We start from the raw sequence: 16,049 nt of genomic DNA on the forward strand, positions 1-16,049 counted from the left end.
TAAGATCGATCAGTAAAACGCTTCAGTTGCCTAGAGTTTAGCTAGGCAACCTCACAACCAAATTTAAAGAGTACGGCAGAAATCGATCGCTTGTTTAATGATGTCTTGAGGCACATCAGCAACCACTTCAGCAGTACCAATACTTGTTGGTAATACCAAACGCAACTGACCAGACAGCACTTTTTTATCGCGCATCATGTGCTTCATAAAGTCTTCAAAAGACATGCTTTCTGGCGTATGGATTGGTAATTTCGCATTCTTGAGTATAGAAATAATTCGCTCAAGTTGCTGCTGAGAGATCAGCCCCTGTAATTGAGCAGTTTTCGCTGCCATTACAGTGCCTGACGACACAGCTTCACCATGTAGCCAATTACCATAGCCTAGTTCTGCTTCAATCGCATGACCAAATGTATGACCTAGGTTCAATAACGCTCTGATTCCTGACTCTTTTTCATCTAAAGCCACCACTTCAGCCTTAATTGCACAACAACGAGCAATCGCGGTGATCAGTGCCTCTTCATCAAGTTGATAAAGTTTCTCTAGATTCTGCTCCAACCAATCAAAGAAGGCTTCATCGTAAATGATGCCGTATTTGATCACCTCAGCAATGCCAGCTGCAAACTCACGCTCTGGAAGCGTTGATAAACAGTTAGTATCGATGATCACAGATTTCGGTTGGTAAAAAGCGCCGATCATATTCTTACCAAGAGGATGGTTTACTGCGGTTTTACCACCAACAGAAGAGTCCACTTGAGAAAGAAGGGTCGTCGGGATTTGAATGAAATCTATACCGCGCTGGTAACAAGAGGCAGCAAAACCGACCAAGTCACCGATTACACCACCACCTAAAGCAATCACCACCACATCGCGGCTGTAATTTCCTTCAAGCATGTAGCTCATCACTGAATTGAACGTTTCAAGGGTTTTGTACTGTTCACCGTCTGGCAGCTCGAGAAGAGATGTCTGACAGCCTACTTGATCCAATAGCGATAAAATTTTATCTGCATAAAGAGGCGCTACTGTCACATTACTGATAACAACAACTTTCTGTTTGCCTGATAAAAAAGAAAGGTACGCCGGGTCTTCAAATAACCCGGCGCCAATAGAGATAGGGTAGCTACGCTCAGCTAGATTGACCGTAATCCGTTCCATGGGTTTGCTCTCCGAAAAATGAACTTAACGTTCTTCTAGCATTTTTACGATCTGGTTGGCTACCACTTTTGCACTTTGGTCGTCAGTACGAACTGTGTAGTCCGCCACTTCTTCGTATAGTGCGTTGCGAGATACAGCTAGATCTTCTAGCACATCACGCGGGTTGTCTGTTTGAAGTAGAGGGCGTTTCTTGTCGCGGTTAGTGCGAGCAAGTTGCTTTTCAATTGTTGTCTCTAGGTATACAACAATGCCTCGTGCAGATAGACGGTTACGGTTTTCTTTGCTCAACACTGAACCACCACCTGTCGCAAGAACAATACCTTGTTCTTCTGTCAGATCATTGATTACAGATTCTTCGCGCTTACGGAAACCTTCTTCGCCCTCAACATCAAAAACCCATGCGATGTCTGCGCCAGTGCGCTCTTCAATCACAGTGTCAGAGTCTAGAAACTCCATATGAAGTTGGGAAGCTAGGTGTCTACCAATTGTACTTTTGCCGGCGCCCATTGGGCCAACAAGAAAAATATTGCGTTTCTCAGCCATGTTTTTAGCAGTAATTTACAACGTTAATTCAATGACATCGCCACAAGGTAGGTCAGTACAAGTACTGAAATTAAAAGGCCCGTGGCACCGATTCCTCACAGATAATTCGTGATAAGACCCGAAATTATCAAGGTTAGGTGCCACTAATGCAACTTTATTTTTAATCTAATTGTTCATTACTGAATCACAACTTTGGGTGTGACAAAAATAAGTAGTTCACTTTTACCCACATTTTCATAGCTGCGACGGAACAATGCACCCAAAACTGGCAGGTCTCCCAACAGAGGAACTTTATCCACAGTGCTGCTTACGCTGTGTTGAAATATCCCGCCAAGAACGACAGTTTCACCATTATTAACAAGCACTTGCGTACCTATTCTTTGCGTGTCAATTGCTACCGCTTCCCCTGTTCCGGTCTTGACCACTTGCCCAGGTCTATCTTGAGTCACGCTCAAATCCAATACCAAACGATTGTCGGGTGTGATCTGCGGCGTCACCTTGAGGCTCAATACCGCTTTCTTAAATGCGACCGACGTTGCACCACTTGAAGAAGACTCTAAGTAAGGGATTTCAGTACCTTGCTCAATATAAGCGGGCTTTTTATTGGTGGTGATTAAGCGTGGGCTAGAAATAATCTCAGCTTTCGACTCTTGTTGAAGTGCCGACAGTTCAAGGTCGAGCAAAGTATCCGACCCAAGCTTGGCGACTTGAAAAGCAATGCTCGATGCATTCGGCGATGTCGCCCCCAAGTTAACGTTGAGGTAGTCATCAATCGCACTGTTGCCACCATCATCGTCATACGGTGTGATTTGTGATGGATGATTACCTTCTATTGAACCACCAACGGTGAAGCTTCCGTTGGTTGATGAAACGCCCCAGCGCACGCCAAGCTCATCAAGATTACCCTCAGTGACGGTCACGATACGCGCCTCTATCTGCACCTGTTTCACGGGAATATCTAAGGATTCAATGATGCCTCGTATCACGGTAATGTTCTCCTCCAACTCACGAATCAATAAAGAGTTAGTGCGCTCATCAATGGTAATCGAACCGCGATCAGACAACATGCTGACCGCACCTTCACCGCCAATCATGTCGGCAATATCGGTGGCCTTAGCAAAGTTAATCTTGATGATTTCCGACTTAAGCTCCCCAAGCTCCTCTTCTAAACGCGATTTTTCTAACGCTTGTTGCTCTCGAAGATCGAGCTCCGCTTTAGGTGCCACCAAGATAACATTACCATCAACTCGCTTATCCAAGCCTTTAACTTGCAAGATAATGTCGAGAACTTGCTGCCAAGGTACGCCATCTAAACGTAAAGTGAGGTTTCCGGCGACCGAATCAGATACGACTAAGTTAAAATCGTTATAGTCAGCAATCAGCTGCAGGACATTTCGTACTGGGATGTCTTGGAAGTTAATCGATATCAGCTTGCCCTCTTTCTCTAGAACGCTTTTTTCTTTGGTCACTTGATCGATAACTGGTTTGCTGATCACCACCTCAATAAAACGTCCCTTTAGATTGTATTCATACTGATAGTCATTGCTAATCGTCGCTAGAAGCCGAGTGCTTGGTGTCTCTTTATAGACTTCAATACCTTCAACCAAGGTAGCGAAGTCTTTTACATCTAGTAGGTAAAGCTTGTCATCATCAACCTGAGTATTGATCAACTCGATACTTAACCCTTCCTGAGCACGTTGAACATCCACCACAGCGGTGCTGGTCGCTAGCTCAATGATAATGACGGCGTCTTTATCCTTATTAACCCTAAAATCAATATTCTCTAATTTATTTGGTAGGCTCTCTGCGTAACTAAATACGCTAAAAACCAACATCACAGACACCATCAAGCCTTTCAGCCCTTTGTTCATTGACTCACTTATTCCTTTAATCATATTTACATCTCATATCCACATCATGTGACATTGGTTTACTTCAGAGCCAGCCTAACGTTGCGCTTATGCCAACAACCTAAGCCATCTGGAAGAGTTTCATTAATCTGAACGTACTGGCTGGTCACCTTAGTAACTCGGCCATTGTTTAGGCCGATAAACTGGCCTTTCTTGACGTTTACCACGTTGCCTTTCGGTGTTTGCACTAGCCCAAACACACTTGAACCACTGCCCATTACACCTCTTAAACGAAGCTTGCTCAGCGGGTACTTCTCTAACTTTCCGTTACGAGAGCGAGCGCTAGGTTGCCAACAGTCTTTCTTAACCAAAGGCTGGTTTTGCACAATGGCTTCTTTAGGAAGTTCAAAGGGAGGACGAAAGGCTCGGCGCTGATAAGTCGCCGCCGTGAATTCAGTTGCTGGGACAAGTTGCTCGACATCTTTTCTCGCCTTAGTTTCAACCTGTGCCACGAAGTCTGGGAGTGAATCCTGATTTGCTTTGCAGCCTGACAGTGCAAGCAGCAACACGATTGAGTAAAGCGCGCTATTGGGTTTCATCATTGACCTCCGATTTAAACTGGTAGGTATAAGCTCGAACCCTAAAGTGCAGAGTGCTACTTTCTTGGCTAACTCGCTGCCAGTTCACATCATCAAAGCTAATGATGCGCGGCAGCTTAGCGATGGCAGCCGAAAAGTCACCAATCTCATGGTAGTCACCCGTCAGCTCGATATTGAGCGGTAAACGATAGAGAAACTCCTTGTTCTGTTTTTGTCCCCAATCGATTCGAGTAAAGGTCAGCGAATTATCCAAGCCGAGTTCATTCACAGACGCCAACATACTGGCTAGCTCTTTTTGAACAGGCAGCTGCTCTAACAGGTAATCGTAGCGACTGGTTAGTTCATCCAGCTGACTCTGCAATTTAGGCAAGGCTGCAACCTTATTGGCCTTAATTCGCAAGGTCGTCTTTAAGGTTTGTTCTTGTTGCTTCATCTGTTGCAGTTCATCGTCGAGTGGCAACACATAAAGCCAAGTGCCTACACCTTGGATTAACACTATCAACACCAGAATCACGAGAAGCTGAGGCAGCAATGGCCACTCGGTGATCTCATCAACATCGAGATCTTGCAAGCTCATTCTATTTTGAAGGTTAGCCATGATGCGTCTCCTTCTCTTTTCTGCTCGCGGTTGTGTTTTCTAAAGAGACAGGGCTAAACACAAAAGAGACCTTGAAGGTCTGAAATTCTTTATTGAAGCGTTTGCGGTTATGAACGATAGAGTGCATCTCGACCCCTTCCAGGGAATCTGAGCGCTCTAAGTTGTCCAACATAGTCGCAAGACGAGCGGTACTGTCACTGATGCCCGACATCTCAATCTCCTGACCATTCATCTTTATCTTGTCGACATACACGCCCTCAGGAATCAGCTCTGGCATCAGGTTCATGAAGTCGGTGGTTTTATTGCGGCCAAGCTGCAAAGACTCCACCACATCAAGTCGAGTGAGAATGGCTTTGTGCTCTTGTTCGGCGACTTTTAATGACTGAATTTGTCGGTCGAGCTCAGCGATGTATTGATTAAGATAATTGAGGCGCGCTTGCTGCCTGGCTTGTTGGTCATAAAAGTAGTTACCGACCGCCCATTGCCCACCAAGCGCAATGATGACGCCAAGAATAACCAAATGAACAAAACGCTTCTTATGCTGAGCACGAATCTCATCACGCCACGGCAGCAAGTTAATTTGATGCAACATGCTTTTCTCCCTGCCACTTGAGTCCGCTCATCGCCATACCCGCGGCAATACCAAAGTGTTGCCAGTCCATTGGCAGTCTACGTCTCTTGGCGACCTTGTTCTCAAACAGAGACAAAGGATTCAATGACTCACAGCTCAGCTGAAAATGGCGCTCTAACTCTTCGGTTACCATAGGAATACTCGCACCCTCACCCATCAGCCAGATCCCAGAGATAGGTTGCTGCGCATTTCCCGATGAATAGAGCTGTAATTGGCGCTTGAGCTTCTCAATCAAATGAACAATGAATTGATGGGTATCTTCAGCCGTGCCGAACACACCTTCTATATCACTTGGGTTATCCGAGCTGCGAAGATCTTGAGTACCAAAAGCGATGTCTTTATAGAAAGGCGCTGAATTCTGCGGGATAACTCCTAACGACGTTTGGTCGATTCCAACATCCACCAGCAACCAGTTATTCTTATCGGGATACAAGCGCGAAGCCAATTGCCAGATGTTTAGCAGCCCATGGGCCTGTGTATCTACCACCACAGGTTTAAAACCAGCCTTAGTTAATGTATCCGCTCGGCTATCGACGACTTCCTTACGAGTGGCGTACACCTGATAACTGCTTGTCGAACCTTTACCAAATCGTTTGTCTTCCAGCTTTACAAAATCTAAACTCAGCTCCTCGATAGGAAAGGGAGATTGATGGGCGAAGGTTTGATAGATAGAAAACTCTTTTTCTCTGTCTTCTAACTCACTCTCTATTTGTAGTACTTTGCTGATCACCGTGTTATCAGGTACCGAAATGGCGACGTTGCGACAGCCAAAAGGCAGTCCTTTCCTAAGTTCTTTAAGTTTCTTAACAGTTTTCTGATACTCCAAAGTATGGTTAGCTGTAAAAATGTCGTCCGAAATCGGCAGCTCTTTGTATCCCACTAGGGCATACAACTCCCCCACGGGTTTTAGTACCACGGCTTTGATGCTGTGATGATTTATATCTATACCTGTAATTAATGATGAACCCATGTGACCTAGCTCCTGAAGTGCCAAGCATTTCGTTGATTATCTAGGGGTTGTGATTATTAGTTAAATAAGCGTTAATAAACGAAAGCTAAGTTTTTAGCCTAGAGTACAAGGGTTTGCTGCTTATCAGCCTTAACTAATCAGGGATTATCCGGTGAAGTTCATAAAGCGATTATTCATATTTACATTGATTTGCATGATTCTTGGAGTCAGTACAATTTTCGGGTTTTATTATTACGTAAAACCAGAGTTGCCTGATGTCGCCACTTTGCGCGACGTAGAACTCCAAACGCCGATGCAAGTCTTCAGTCAAGACGGTAAGTTGATCTCTCAATTTGGCGAAAAGCGTCGTAATCCGGTGACTTATGACGAGATTCCTCGCCACTTAGTTGAGGCTCTGATTGCCACCGAAGATAGCCGTTTCTATGAGCACCCTGGTATTGACCCAATCGGTATCACACGTGCAGCACTCGTGGTTGCAATGTCGGGTTCAGCAAAACAAGGGGCGAGTACCATTACTCAGCAGCTTGCGCGTAACTTCTTCTTATCTAATGAGAAAAAGATTATGCGTAAGATCAAAGAGATCTTCATTGCGATCCACATTGAGCAACTGCTTAGTAAAGAAGAGATCATGGAGCTTTACGTAAACAAGATCTTCCTTGGTCACCGTTCGTATGGTTTTGGCGCTGCAGCACGTGTTTACTTCGGTAAGGATCTTCCTGATCTAACACTGAGTGAAATTGCGACACTTGCGGGTATGCCCAAAGCACCTTCGACAATGAATCCTATTTACTCTGTTGAGCGCGCGACTAACCGTCGTAACGTCGTATTGCGTCGTATGTTAGACGAGCAATACATCACTCAAGCAGAGTTCGATGACGCTCGTAGCGAAGAACTTATCTCGAAATACCACGGTGCAGAGATCGAACTGAGCGCGCCGTATGTTGCAGAAGTTGCACGTGCTTGGATGGTGGAACGCTACGGTGAAGAAGCTTATACATCAGGCATGAAGGTCTACACGACTGTTGATTCGAAACTGCAAAAAGCAGCGAACCAAGCCGCAATTAAGAACCTACTTGGCTACGATGAGCGTCATGGCTACCGTGGCGCTGAAAAAGTATTGTGGCAGACTGCGCAATCAGCGTGGGATCAAGAACAAATCGTTAAACACCTTAAGTCTCAACCAACCTATGGTGACCTAGTCCCTGCTGTTGTTACCGCAGTTAATTCGAAAAGTGCGCAAATTTGGGTTAAGAACCAAGGTAAAGGCACTATCGAATGGCAAGGTATGAACTGGGCACGCAAATTCCTAACGGATAACCGCCAAGGACCAGCGCCTTCTCAAGCAAAAGAGATTCTAGCTGTTGGTGAACAAATCTGGGTTCGCCATGAAGCCGTTACAGGCGATGAAGTCTCTGAAGAGCCGACAGAAGAGTCAGCGACTGCAGAATCAGAAACACCAGTTGTATGGCGACTTAGCCAAGTACCTAATGCGAACACCGCATTTGTTGCAATGAATCCGAACAACGGCGCTGTGTTGTCGATGGTGGGTGGCTTTAACTTCGTACACAACAAGTTCAACCGTGCAACGCAATCTATTCGTCAGGTGGGTTCTGGTATCAAACCATTTATCTACTCAGCAGCGATTGAGAAAGGCTTAACGCTAGCCTCACTGATCAATGATGCCCCGATTAACCAATGGGATAAGAGCCAAGGCACAGCATGGCGACCAAAGAACTCGCCACCGACTTATGTGGGTCCAACTCGTCTACGTATTGGCTTAGCTCAGTCTAAAAACGTAATGGCGGTACGTGTACTACGCGAAGTAGGCCTGGATGATACTCGTAACTACCTTACTCGATTTGGTTTTGATATTGACGAAGTACCGCGCTCTGAAACTATTGCGCTAGGTGCTGGTAGCTTAACGCCAATGAAAGTAGCGCAAGGTTACTCGGTATTCGCTAACGGTGGTTACTACGTTGAACCTTTCTACATCAGCCGCGTTGAGACTCCATTTGGCGAGACTGAGTTTGAAGCGACACCAAAAGTCGTCTGTAAAGAAGATTGCAAACAGACCATCACAGCCGATCCAATGGCGGATGAGTTTGCAGAGCAAGACGTGGATGCGAAAGTTCAATACGCACCTCAAGTTATCTCTGAGCAGAACGCATTCCTAGTTCGTGAAATGATGTACAGCAACATCTGGGGCGGCGGTGATTGGAGTGCGGGTACAGGTTGGAACGGTACAGGTTGGCGTGCACAACCACTGAAACGTCGTGATATTGGCGGCAAAACCGGTACGACTAACGACTCGAAAGATACTTGGTACAGCGGCTACGGCCCTGGCATGGTTGCAACGGTATGGGTTGGTTTTGATAACCACAACCGCAACCTAGGCAGAACCAAAGCGAACTCAAACCTTGGTAAGAACCAAATTACGGGTGCAGAAGCTGGCGCGAAAACAGCAGAACCTGCATGGGTTGATTTCATGGGTACTGCGTTAGCGGGTGTTCCTGCTGAACGTAAAGAGATTCCGGAGAACATCGTTCGTGTTCGTATCGACCGTGAAACTGGCTTATTGACTAATAAGTTCGATAGCTCATCAATGTTCGAGTACTTCGAAAAAGGCACTGAGCCAACCGAGTACATCACAGAACGTTTCAATGACGACATCTACTCAACCTCATCAGGTGAAGCAGTAGAAGAACTGTTCTAGCTAGGGTTTGTTGAACCTAGTAAGTTGAACCAACAAAAAGGGTTGATATGAATTCATATCAACCCTTTTTTTATATCTATACCTTACCAGCTTGGGCTCTGAGATCGAGTGTTAAGCTGTTTTCTCCAGTTGAGTTCGGATAGTCTCAGCCAATTGCTCGAAACGTCCCTTCAATGGAGAACCCGGACGGTAAGCCACGACAATTCTACGTGAAGGCGTTGGATTCACCGCAGGTACGTAACACACACCGTCTTTCTGCTTCTCTTTCGGCACAGATAGCTGAGGAAGCAAGGTAATACCCGCCCCCGCCGCAACCATGTTACGCAGCGTTTCTAAGCTAGTCGCCTTAAAGCGCTCATCATCTTTGGCGCCCGCCGCAAAACAGAAGCCCAAGGCTTGGTCTCTTAAACAGTGACCGTCACCTAGCGCCAGTACGGTCTGTCCATTTAGCTGCAGCATATCGATAGTGTCTTGCTGAGCCCACTCGTGGTCACATGGAACGGCAACACTTAAGGGCTCGTCATACACATCAATCTCTTTGAACACCGCGGTTTCATCAACTGCAGCCAGTACCAAGCAATCAAGCTTGCCATCTTCAAGTTGACTCACTAGCTGATGGGTCTGAGCTTCATGCAAGTAAAGCTCAAGATCTGGGAAGCTCTCTTTAAGATGAGGAACAATCTTAGGCAAGATGTAAGGACCCACGGTTGGAATAAAACCAATGTGCATTGGCCCCGTCATCGCTTCACCGTGGCCACTCGCCATATCTTTAAAAGTTTTCACTTCATTGAGAATACGCTTGGCTTGTTCAACAAGTTGTAACCCTGATTCTGTAAATATCACCTTCCTTGGACTACGCTCGGTTAACTGAAGTCCGATTTCATCTTCTAGTTTGCGTATTTGACCGCTTAGTGTTGGCTGACTGACAAAGCACGCTTCTGCCGCTTTTCGGAAGTGTTTATGCTCTGCGAGCGCTACCAAGTATTCAAAGTCACGAATGTTCATGATCAGTCTCTTACCTCAGGTTTTAATAAGAACAAGGGTTCTAACAAAAACATTTAAAAGAAAAATGCCATTGATAGAATTTACCTATCAAAACCATAACATCAAACGATTAGAGCTATCAAAGGATTTATCTAATAATGGGCTCAACGAAACGAAACAGAGCGAAGAAAAACGTTAAGCTCTGATAGAACAAAATTAAAAATACTATTTAAGGAAATCAATATGTTTGCATCTAAAGAAGGTCAATCAATCCCTCAAGTAACATTCCCAACTCGCCAAGGTGATGCATGGGTTAACGTAACGACTGAAGAGCTATTCAAAGACAAAACAGTTATCGTATTCAGCCTACCAGGTGCGTTTACGCCAACATGTTCTTCAAGCCACCTACCTCGTTACAACGAGCTACACTCTGTATTCAAAGAAAACGGTGTTGATGACATTCTGTGTGTTTCAGTAAACGACACATTCGTAATGAACGCTTGGAAAGCAGACCAAGAAGCAGAAAACATCACATTCATCCCAGATGGTAACGGTGATTTCACAGACGGCATGGGGATGCTAGTTGAGAAAAACGACATCGGTTTCGGCAAACGTTCATGGCGCTACAGCATGCTGGTTAAAAACGGCGTGGTAGAAAAAATGTTCATCGAAGAAGACGTACCAGGCGACCCGTTCAAGGTTTCTGATGCAGATACTATGCTTAACTACCTTGCTCCTGAGCACAAAGAGCAAGAGTCAATCACAGTATTCACTAAGCCAGGCTGTCCTTTCTGTATGAAAGCAAAACAGAACCTAATCGACAAAGGTCTGAACTACGAAGAAGTGGTTCTAGGTAAAGATGCAACAACAGTAAGCCTACGTGCAATCTCTGGTCGCACTACCGTTCCTCAAGTATTCATCGGTGGCAAACACATCGGTGGTAGCGAAGAACTAGAAGCTTTCCTAGGTTAATCACTTAGTCGCAAGTAAACGCTTAGTAAATAAATAGCAGTAATACCAGCTAACCCACCCTCTTGTGGGTTAGCCATTCCAAACGCTCTTATCTGAGTTTTGGAAAAAAGAATATAGCTGGTGACTCGCCTGTCTTTTACTAACCTATAGTTAGTAACAAAAAGCAGAACCACAAGCTAAACCTAATAAAACAGAATCACAAAACTGACCCACTATCCTGACTCTCAAAAAATCACCAGAGTTGGAGGGGTTCGTTCAAACCAAATTTAGCCATTGCGAGAAAATTATTATGAAACAAGTCAATGTAGATGTAGCAGTTATCGGGGGCGGTACGGCAGGTTTAGGTTCTTACCGCGCTGCAAAAGCACACACTGACAGTGTCGTGATGATTGAAGGCGGCCCTTACGGTACAACCTGTGCTCGTGTTGGTTGTATGCCATCTAAACTGCTTATTGCAGCAGCGGAAAGCGTACACCAAATCGAGAAAGCACCAGCTTTTGGCGTTCACCCACAAGGTGATATCGTGATTAACGGCCGTGAAGTGATGGACCGAGTGAAGTTTGAACGTGACCGTTTTGTTGGTTTTGTTTTAGAAGGTGTTGATGAAATCCCAGAGCAAGACAAGATCTCTGGCTACGCAAAGTTTTTAGACGACAGCACACTACAAATTGATGACCACACGGTTGTCACCGCTAAACGTATTGTTATCGCAACTGGCTCTCGCCCTGCATACCCTGCCGTTTGGAATGAGCTTGGTGACCGTCTGATCATTAACGATGACGTGTTCAGCTGGGATGATTTACCAGAATCGGTTGCAGTATTTGGCCCTGGTGTTATTGGTCTTGAGCTTGGCCAGTCACTACACCGCTTAGGTGTGAAGACCAAACTGTTCGGTTTAGGTGGTCAAGTTGGCCCAGTAACCGACCCAGAGATCATGGCTTACGCAGATAAAGCCTTCAATGAAGAGTTCTACCTAGATGCCGACGTGAAAATCGAAAGCATGAAGCGTATTACCACTGAATCGGGTGAGGCTCGCGTCGAAATCCAATTCATCAATAAGCAAGGTGAACTAGAAACTAACGTCGTTGAGTACGTACTGGCAGCAACGGGGCGTCGTCCCAACACCGACAAACTTGGCCTAGAGAATACCTCTCTAGAACTTGATGAGCGTGGTGTTCCAATCGCTGACCACTACACGCTACAAACATCATTGCCATCAGTATTCATTGCAGGTGATGCAAGCAACCAACTACCTCTGCTACATGAAGCAGCAGACCAAGCCCGCATTGCAGGTGACAACGCTGGTCGCTTCCCTGAGATTCGTGCAGGTCTACGCCGCTCTAAAATCTCAGCGGTATTCTCTGACCCGCAAATCGCGATGGTTGGTGAATCCTACAAAGAGATCACCACCCGCTTAGGCACATGTGGTTGTTTCGCAACGGGTGAAGTGTCGTTCGAGAACCAAGGTCGTTCACGAGTGATGCTACGCAACAAAGGTATTCTGCACGTTTACGGCGAGCAAGGTACAGGCCGCTTCCTTGGTGCTGAGATGATGGGACCAAACGCAGAACACTTAGCTCACTTGTTAGCATGGGCACACCAGAACAAGATGACGGTTTCTGAAATGCTAGACATGCCGTTCTATCACCCAGTAATTGAAGAGGGTGTACGAACAGCGCTGCGTGACCTCAACGCGAAACTGCACTTAGGCCCAGAGATGGTGAAACACTGTCTAGATTGTGGACCTGGTTGTTAATCTCGGTTGATTGAGACAGAACACATAAATTAGATACTAAAAAGGAAAGCCATTGGCTTTCCTTTTTGTTTTTCGGCAACGAACAAATAACAGATTCCCGACTACGCTCCTTCGTCGCTTTCGGGAATGACGTTGATTTATTTAAGCCACTAAACCAAAACTTAAACCGTCATTCCAGAACCGAGGGACGAGGTATCTGGAATCTCTTAAAACCGTTACTTATCGCTAAATGCGAGAGAATTACTTCTCAGCTGCAATCACAGAGATCTCAACTAGCAGTGCTTCGCGAGCCATGTCGCCAGTCACACATGCGCGAGCTGGAGCGTGACCTTCTGGAACCCATGCATCCCATACTGCGTTCATTTCTTGGAAGTCTTTCATGTCTTTCAAGTAAATCGTTGCTGACAGCATGTGCTCTTTGTCGCTGCCTGCTTGCTCAAGTAGCGCTTCTACTTTATCTAGCATGGTCTGTGTTTGTTCAGTGATGTCTTTAGTTGCATCAGCACAAACTTGGCCACATAGGTAGATAGTACCGTTGTGTTTAACAATACGGCTCATACGTTGCTTGGTTTCTTGGCGCTCAATCATCGATCTTCTCTCTCTATGTCACCGTGATCCAATATCTTGTGACGTGGTATTATCAGGGCAACAAGCATAACGCGAATCAAGCCCAAGATGACATGTATTCATTGCAATAAAAATGAAAAAATCTTCAACAAACTCGGTCGCTGCCAACGTTGTATGAACCAACTCATGGTGCTGTCGCTCTTGAGTTGGGGAACATGGTGGTTACTTTTCAGGGAAGACCCGAAAACCATCAATGCCATCGCCTTGATGATGGCCGCTTTCGCGTTCAGTGGCTTGTTATCGCTGCATTGGATAATGAAGTTAGTGGTGCTGCCTTTAAGGAACAAAAAGCGTTAGCTGAGGAGTTTGCTGGATAGGCAATAATGGTTAGATGATAGGTTCAATACATCAATCGTGCACCGTAATTATCGAGCTATTATCATTTACCAAACAGCGGATAGAAAAAAGCCCCAGAACCAATCGATTCTAGGGCTTTCTTAGAAAATTCTAAGAAAAAGCAGTGGTACTTTAATAGACCGGGCTTTTCTTAGTTTGTTCCCAAAAAAGATCAGATTTTTGATCTTTTTTTTAGGAGCTATAAAATCAATGTCTTATGCAACATTAACCTTAGCGATAATCTGCTCTACCAAGTTCACTTCCAACGCCACTTCATCACACGCATGTTGACGAGGACACTGGTCACAATCTTTCAGTACCTTCTCAGGCAGTAGAGATTTCGATGTCGGTAAGAAATCATGCTTCATGAAGAACTCTGGTGTACGAGTCAGCACAAACACCTTCTTGATGGCCATTTGTCGCGCTTTCTCAACCAAGTGCTGCACAATCGCAGTACCCTGCCCTTGACCTTGCCAGCCAGCCTCAACACCGAGTGAGCGAATTTCTGCTAAGCCAGAGTCATACACATAGAGTGATGCACAACCTGTCACCTCTCCATGATGTTCCGCGACCGCAAACGAGCCAATATCACGCACCAGTTCATTACGAGAACGAGGTAGATTTTCACCCATGTTCGCCCAGTAAGCGACCATGCCTTCTAACGCTTCAATATCAGTCAGACGAGCAGGACGAACCTTAACGATGGAAGTGTCACGCTGTGATAAACGTTTCTCAGCTTGGTCAACCGCGTAAGCCACTTGCTGTGGAGATACACCACCTAGCGCGCTACGTTTTTCAAGACACGATTCAATGGTCAGGATGTCATATACATCCTCTTCAATCACCTCAGAGAACTCTTTCATCTCTGCGATGGTTAATTCTTCTAATGCACAGCCTTTAGCAATCGCCGCTACTACTGTTACACCGACAATATGGTGAGCTTCACGGAAAGGAATCCCTTTCGCTACTAGGTAATCAGCCAGTTCAGTTGAGTTCGCGTAGCCTTGTTTCGCCGCTTCAAGTGTACGTTCGCCGTTCACTTTAATGCCGTCAAAACAGAGCGCTGCCATTTCCATACAATCATTCCAAGTATCTAAAGCGTCGAACAGACCTTCTTTATCTTCTTGCATGTCTTTGTTGTACGCCAAAGGCAGAGCTTTTACTGTCATCATCATTGCAGCTAGTGAACCGTAAACACGGCCAGTTTTGCCACGGATAAGTTCTAACGCATCCGGGTTTTTCTTTTGTGGCATCAGAGATGAACCTGAAGTCACGGTATCTGCTAACTCGATGAAGTTTGATTCACCTGAGTTGTAGAAAATCATATCTTCTGCAAGACGCGAAAGGTGAAGCATAGAGATAGAAGCGATCGACATCAGCTCCATCACATGGTCACGGTCAGAGACTGAATCTAGAGAGTTGCGCGTTGCACGACGGAAACCTAAGTTGTGAGCTAACTCTTCACGGTCCATCGGGTAAGCAGTTCCGGCAAGGGCACCAGAACCCAGCGGACATGTATCTAGACGCTTAATCGCATCATTCAAACGTGAATAATCACGTTCAAGCATTTCAACGTAAGCCAAGCACCAGTGAGCAAAAGTTACCGGCTGAGCACGTTGTAAGTGAGTGTAGCCAGGAAGCACAGTTTCTTGATGCTGAGAAGCAACGTTGACCATTTGGCTCTGTAGGCGATCCAATGCCAATAGCAGTTGGTTACCTTGCTGACGACACCACAGTTTCAGGTCGGTCGCCACTTGGTCATTACGAGAACGGCCTGTGTGAAGCTTTTTGCCCAAATCACCGACTTTGCCGATAAGTTGTTGCTCAACCCAGCTGTGAATATCTTCTGCATCAGAACGTAGAATCTGTTCAGGATCTTCCATCACCTCAAGTTTTAGCTCATTCAGCGCTAACTCAAGCTTCTGTTGCTCTTCTTCTGTTAATACGTTGACCGACAGTAGAGCTTTAGACCAGGCAATTGAGCCCACAATGTCTTGCTCAGCCAATCGGTAATCAAAACGAAGAGAATCGTTAAAATCTTTGAACCGGGTGTCTGCTGCTTGGGTAAATCTACCGCCCCATAATGCCATTGTGTATCTCCTAATTGCACAGTGCTCACTGTTTTTGCAAATGATAATTCTGATTAAGATTCAGTATTTTTCTGATGGTTTAAACTTACGGCAATTCAAAATGAAAATAAAGTATTAATTCATTATTTTCACATATTTATTCACCACAAATTGAATCCATTGATTATTTTCAGCGTGGAGCGCGAATTATATGCCATTCGATAGTAAAAACCGAAGCTGATTTATTAA

General features: G+C 45.4%; 15 protein-coding genes. 5 read left to right on the top strand and 10 right to left on the bottom strand.

Translation table 11 applies throughout. The annotated features are described in order from the left end of the window. Positions 1-63: 63 nt before the first annotated feature. From aroB to pilM, 7 genes are all read right to left on the bottom strand, one after another. Positions 64-1,152: a 3-dehydroquinate synthase gene (gene aroB / locus CWO13_RS20420; RefSeq protein ID WP_017061124.1), complete on the bottom strand. Its 1,089-nt coding sequence runs from the start codon at positions 1,150-1,152 to the stop codon at positions 64-66. A 24-nt stretch (positions 1,153-1,176) separates the two neighbouring features. Beyond that, entirely contained in the window at positions 1,177-1,695 is a 519-nt protein-coding gene (gene aroK, locus CWO13_RS20425) for a shikimate kinase AroK (RefSeq protein WP_017061125.1), read from the bottom strand. A gap of 176 nt (positions 1,696-1,871) precedes the next feature. Further along, on the bottom strand, positions 1,872-3,566 hold the full coding sequence (locus CWO13_RS20430) for a type IV pilus secretin PilQ (RefSeq protein ID WP_102433300.1): 1,695 nt from the start codon (positions 3,564-3,566) through the stop codon (positions 1,872-1,874). A gap of 59 nt (positions 3,567-3,625) precedes the next feature. Then, entirely contained in the window at positions 3,626-4,144 is a 519-nt protein-coding gene (locus CWO13_RS20435; RefSeq protein WP_048659163.1) for a pilus assembly protein PilP, read from the bottom strand. Further along, a complete protein-coding gene (locus tag CWO13_RS20440; RefSeq protein ID WP_048659164.1) occupies positions 4,131-4,742 on the bottom strand; it encodes a type 4a pilus biogenesis protein PilO in 612 nt (203 codons plus the stop codon). Before CWO13_RS20440 ends, CWO13_RS20435 begins: the two co-directional genes overlap by 14 nt. Further along, the gene (locus tag CWO13_RS20445) at positions 4,735-5,334 is read right to left on the bottom strand and encodes a PilN domain-containing protein (RefSeq protein ID WP_102433302.1); all 600 of its coding nucleotides are present in this window, start codon (positions 5,332-5,334) and stop codon (positions 4,735-4,737) included. Before CWO13_RS20445 ends, CWO13_RS20440 begins: the two co-directional genes overlap by 8 nt. Beyond that, positions 5,318-6,343 carry a type IV pilus assembly protein PilM gene (gene pilM / locus CWO13_RS20450; RefSeq protein ID WP_102433303.1) on the bottom strand — a complete coding sequence of 342 codons (1,026 nt, stop codon included), beginning with the start codon at positions 6,341-6,343 and terminating at the stop codon, positions 5,318-5,320. Before pilM ends, CWO13_RS20445 begins: the two co-directional genes overlap by 17 nt. Before the next feature lie 151 nt (positions 6,344-6,494). On the opposite strand from pilM, the gene CWO13_RS20455 reads away from it, so the two are divergent. Further along, positions 6,495-9,056 (top strand): penicillin-binding protein 1A, encoded by a 2,562-nt coding sequence (locus tag CWO13_RS20455; protein WP_170960798.1) that lies wholly within the window; start codon positions 6,495-6,497, stop codon positions 9,054-9,056. A gap of 111 nt (positions 9,057-9,167) precedes the next feature. Here CWO13_RS20455 and oxyR read toward each other — a convergent pair whose 3' ends face one another. After that, positions 9,168-10,061: a DNA-binding transcriptional regulator OxyR gene (oxyR, locus tag CWO13_RS20460; protein WP_102433305.1), complete on the bottom strand. Its 894-nt coding sequence runs from the start codon at positions 10,059-10,061 to the stop codon at positions 9,168-9,170. Between oxyR and CWO13_RS23745 the strand changes: the two genes are divergently transcribed. The 3 genes from CWO13_RS23745 (at position 10,060) to CWO13_RS20475 (ending at position 12,768) form a co-directional block, all read left to right on the top strand. Beyond that, the gene (locus CWO13_RS23745) at positions 10,060-10,239 is read left to right on the top strand and encodes a hypothetical protein (protein ID WP_102433306.1); all 180 of its coding nucleotides are present in this window, start codon (positions 10,060-10,062) and stop codon (positions 10,237-10,239) included. The genes oxyR and CWO13_RS23745 overlap by 2 nt on opposite strands. Before the next feature lie 44 nt (positions 10,240-10,283). Next, positions 10,284-11,012 carry a glutathione peroxidase gene (locus tag CWO13_RS20470; protein WP_048659171.1) on the top strand — a complete coding sequence of 243 codons (729 nt, stop codon included), beginning with the start codon at positions 10,284-10,286 and terminating at the stop codon, positions 11,010-11,012. A 289-nt stretch (positions 11,013-11,301) separates the two neighbouring features. Further along, the gene (locus CWO13_RS20475; RefSeq protein ID WP_055319906.1) at positions 11,302-12,768 is read left to right on the top strand and encodes a dihydrolipoyl dehydrogenase; all 1,467 of its coding nucleotides are present in this window, start codon (positions 11,302-11,304) and stop codon (positions 12,766-12,768) included. A 240-nt stretch (positions 12,769-13,008) separates the two neighbouring features. Here CWO13_RS20475 and CWO13_RS20480 read toward each other — a convergent pair whose 3' ends face one another. Beyond that, the gene (locus tag CWO13_RS20480; protein WP_004729674.1) at positions 13,009-13,356 is read right to left on the bottom strand and encodes a RidA family protein; all 348 of its coding nucleotides are present in this window, start codon (positions 13,354-13,356) and stop codon (positions 13,009-13,011) included. Positions 13,357-13,443: 87 nt separating this feature from the next. On the opposite strand from CWO13_RS20480, the gene CWO13_RS20485 reads away from it, so the two are divergent. Then, positions 13,444-13,692, top strand: a complete 249-nt coding sequence (locus tag CWO13_RS20485) for a DUF3624 domain-containing protein (protein WP_080967687.1) — start codon at positions 13,444-13,446, stop codon at positions 13,690-13,692. A 254-nt stretch (positions 13,693-13,946) separates the two neighbouring features. Here the strand turns inward: CWO13_RS20485 and argH are convergent, their stop codons facing one another. Beyond that, positions 13,947-15,821, bottom strand: coding sequence for an argininosuccinate lyase (gene argH, locus CWO13_RS20490; protein WP_017061136.1), 1,875 nt, complete (start codon positions 15,819-15,821; stop codon positions 13,947-13,949). Positions 15,822-16,049 lie beyond the last annotated feature (228 nt).

This window comes from Vibrio sp. ZF 223, from assembly GCF_003050585.1.
Classification (GTDB): domain Bacteria; phylum Pseudomonadota; class Gammaproteobacteria; order Enterobacterales; family Vibrionaceae; genus Vibrio; species Vibrio crassostreae.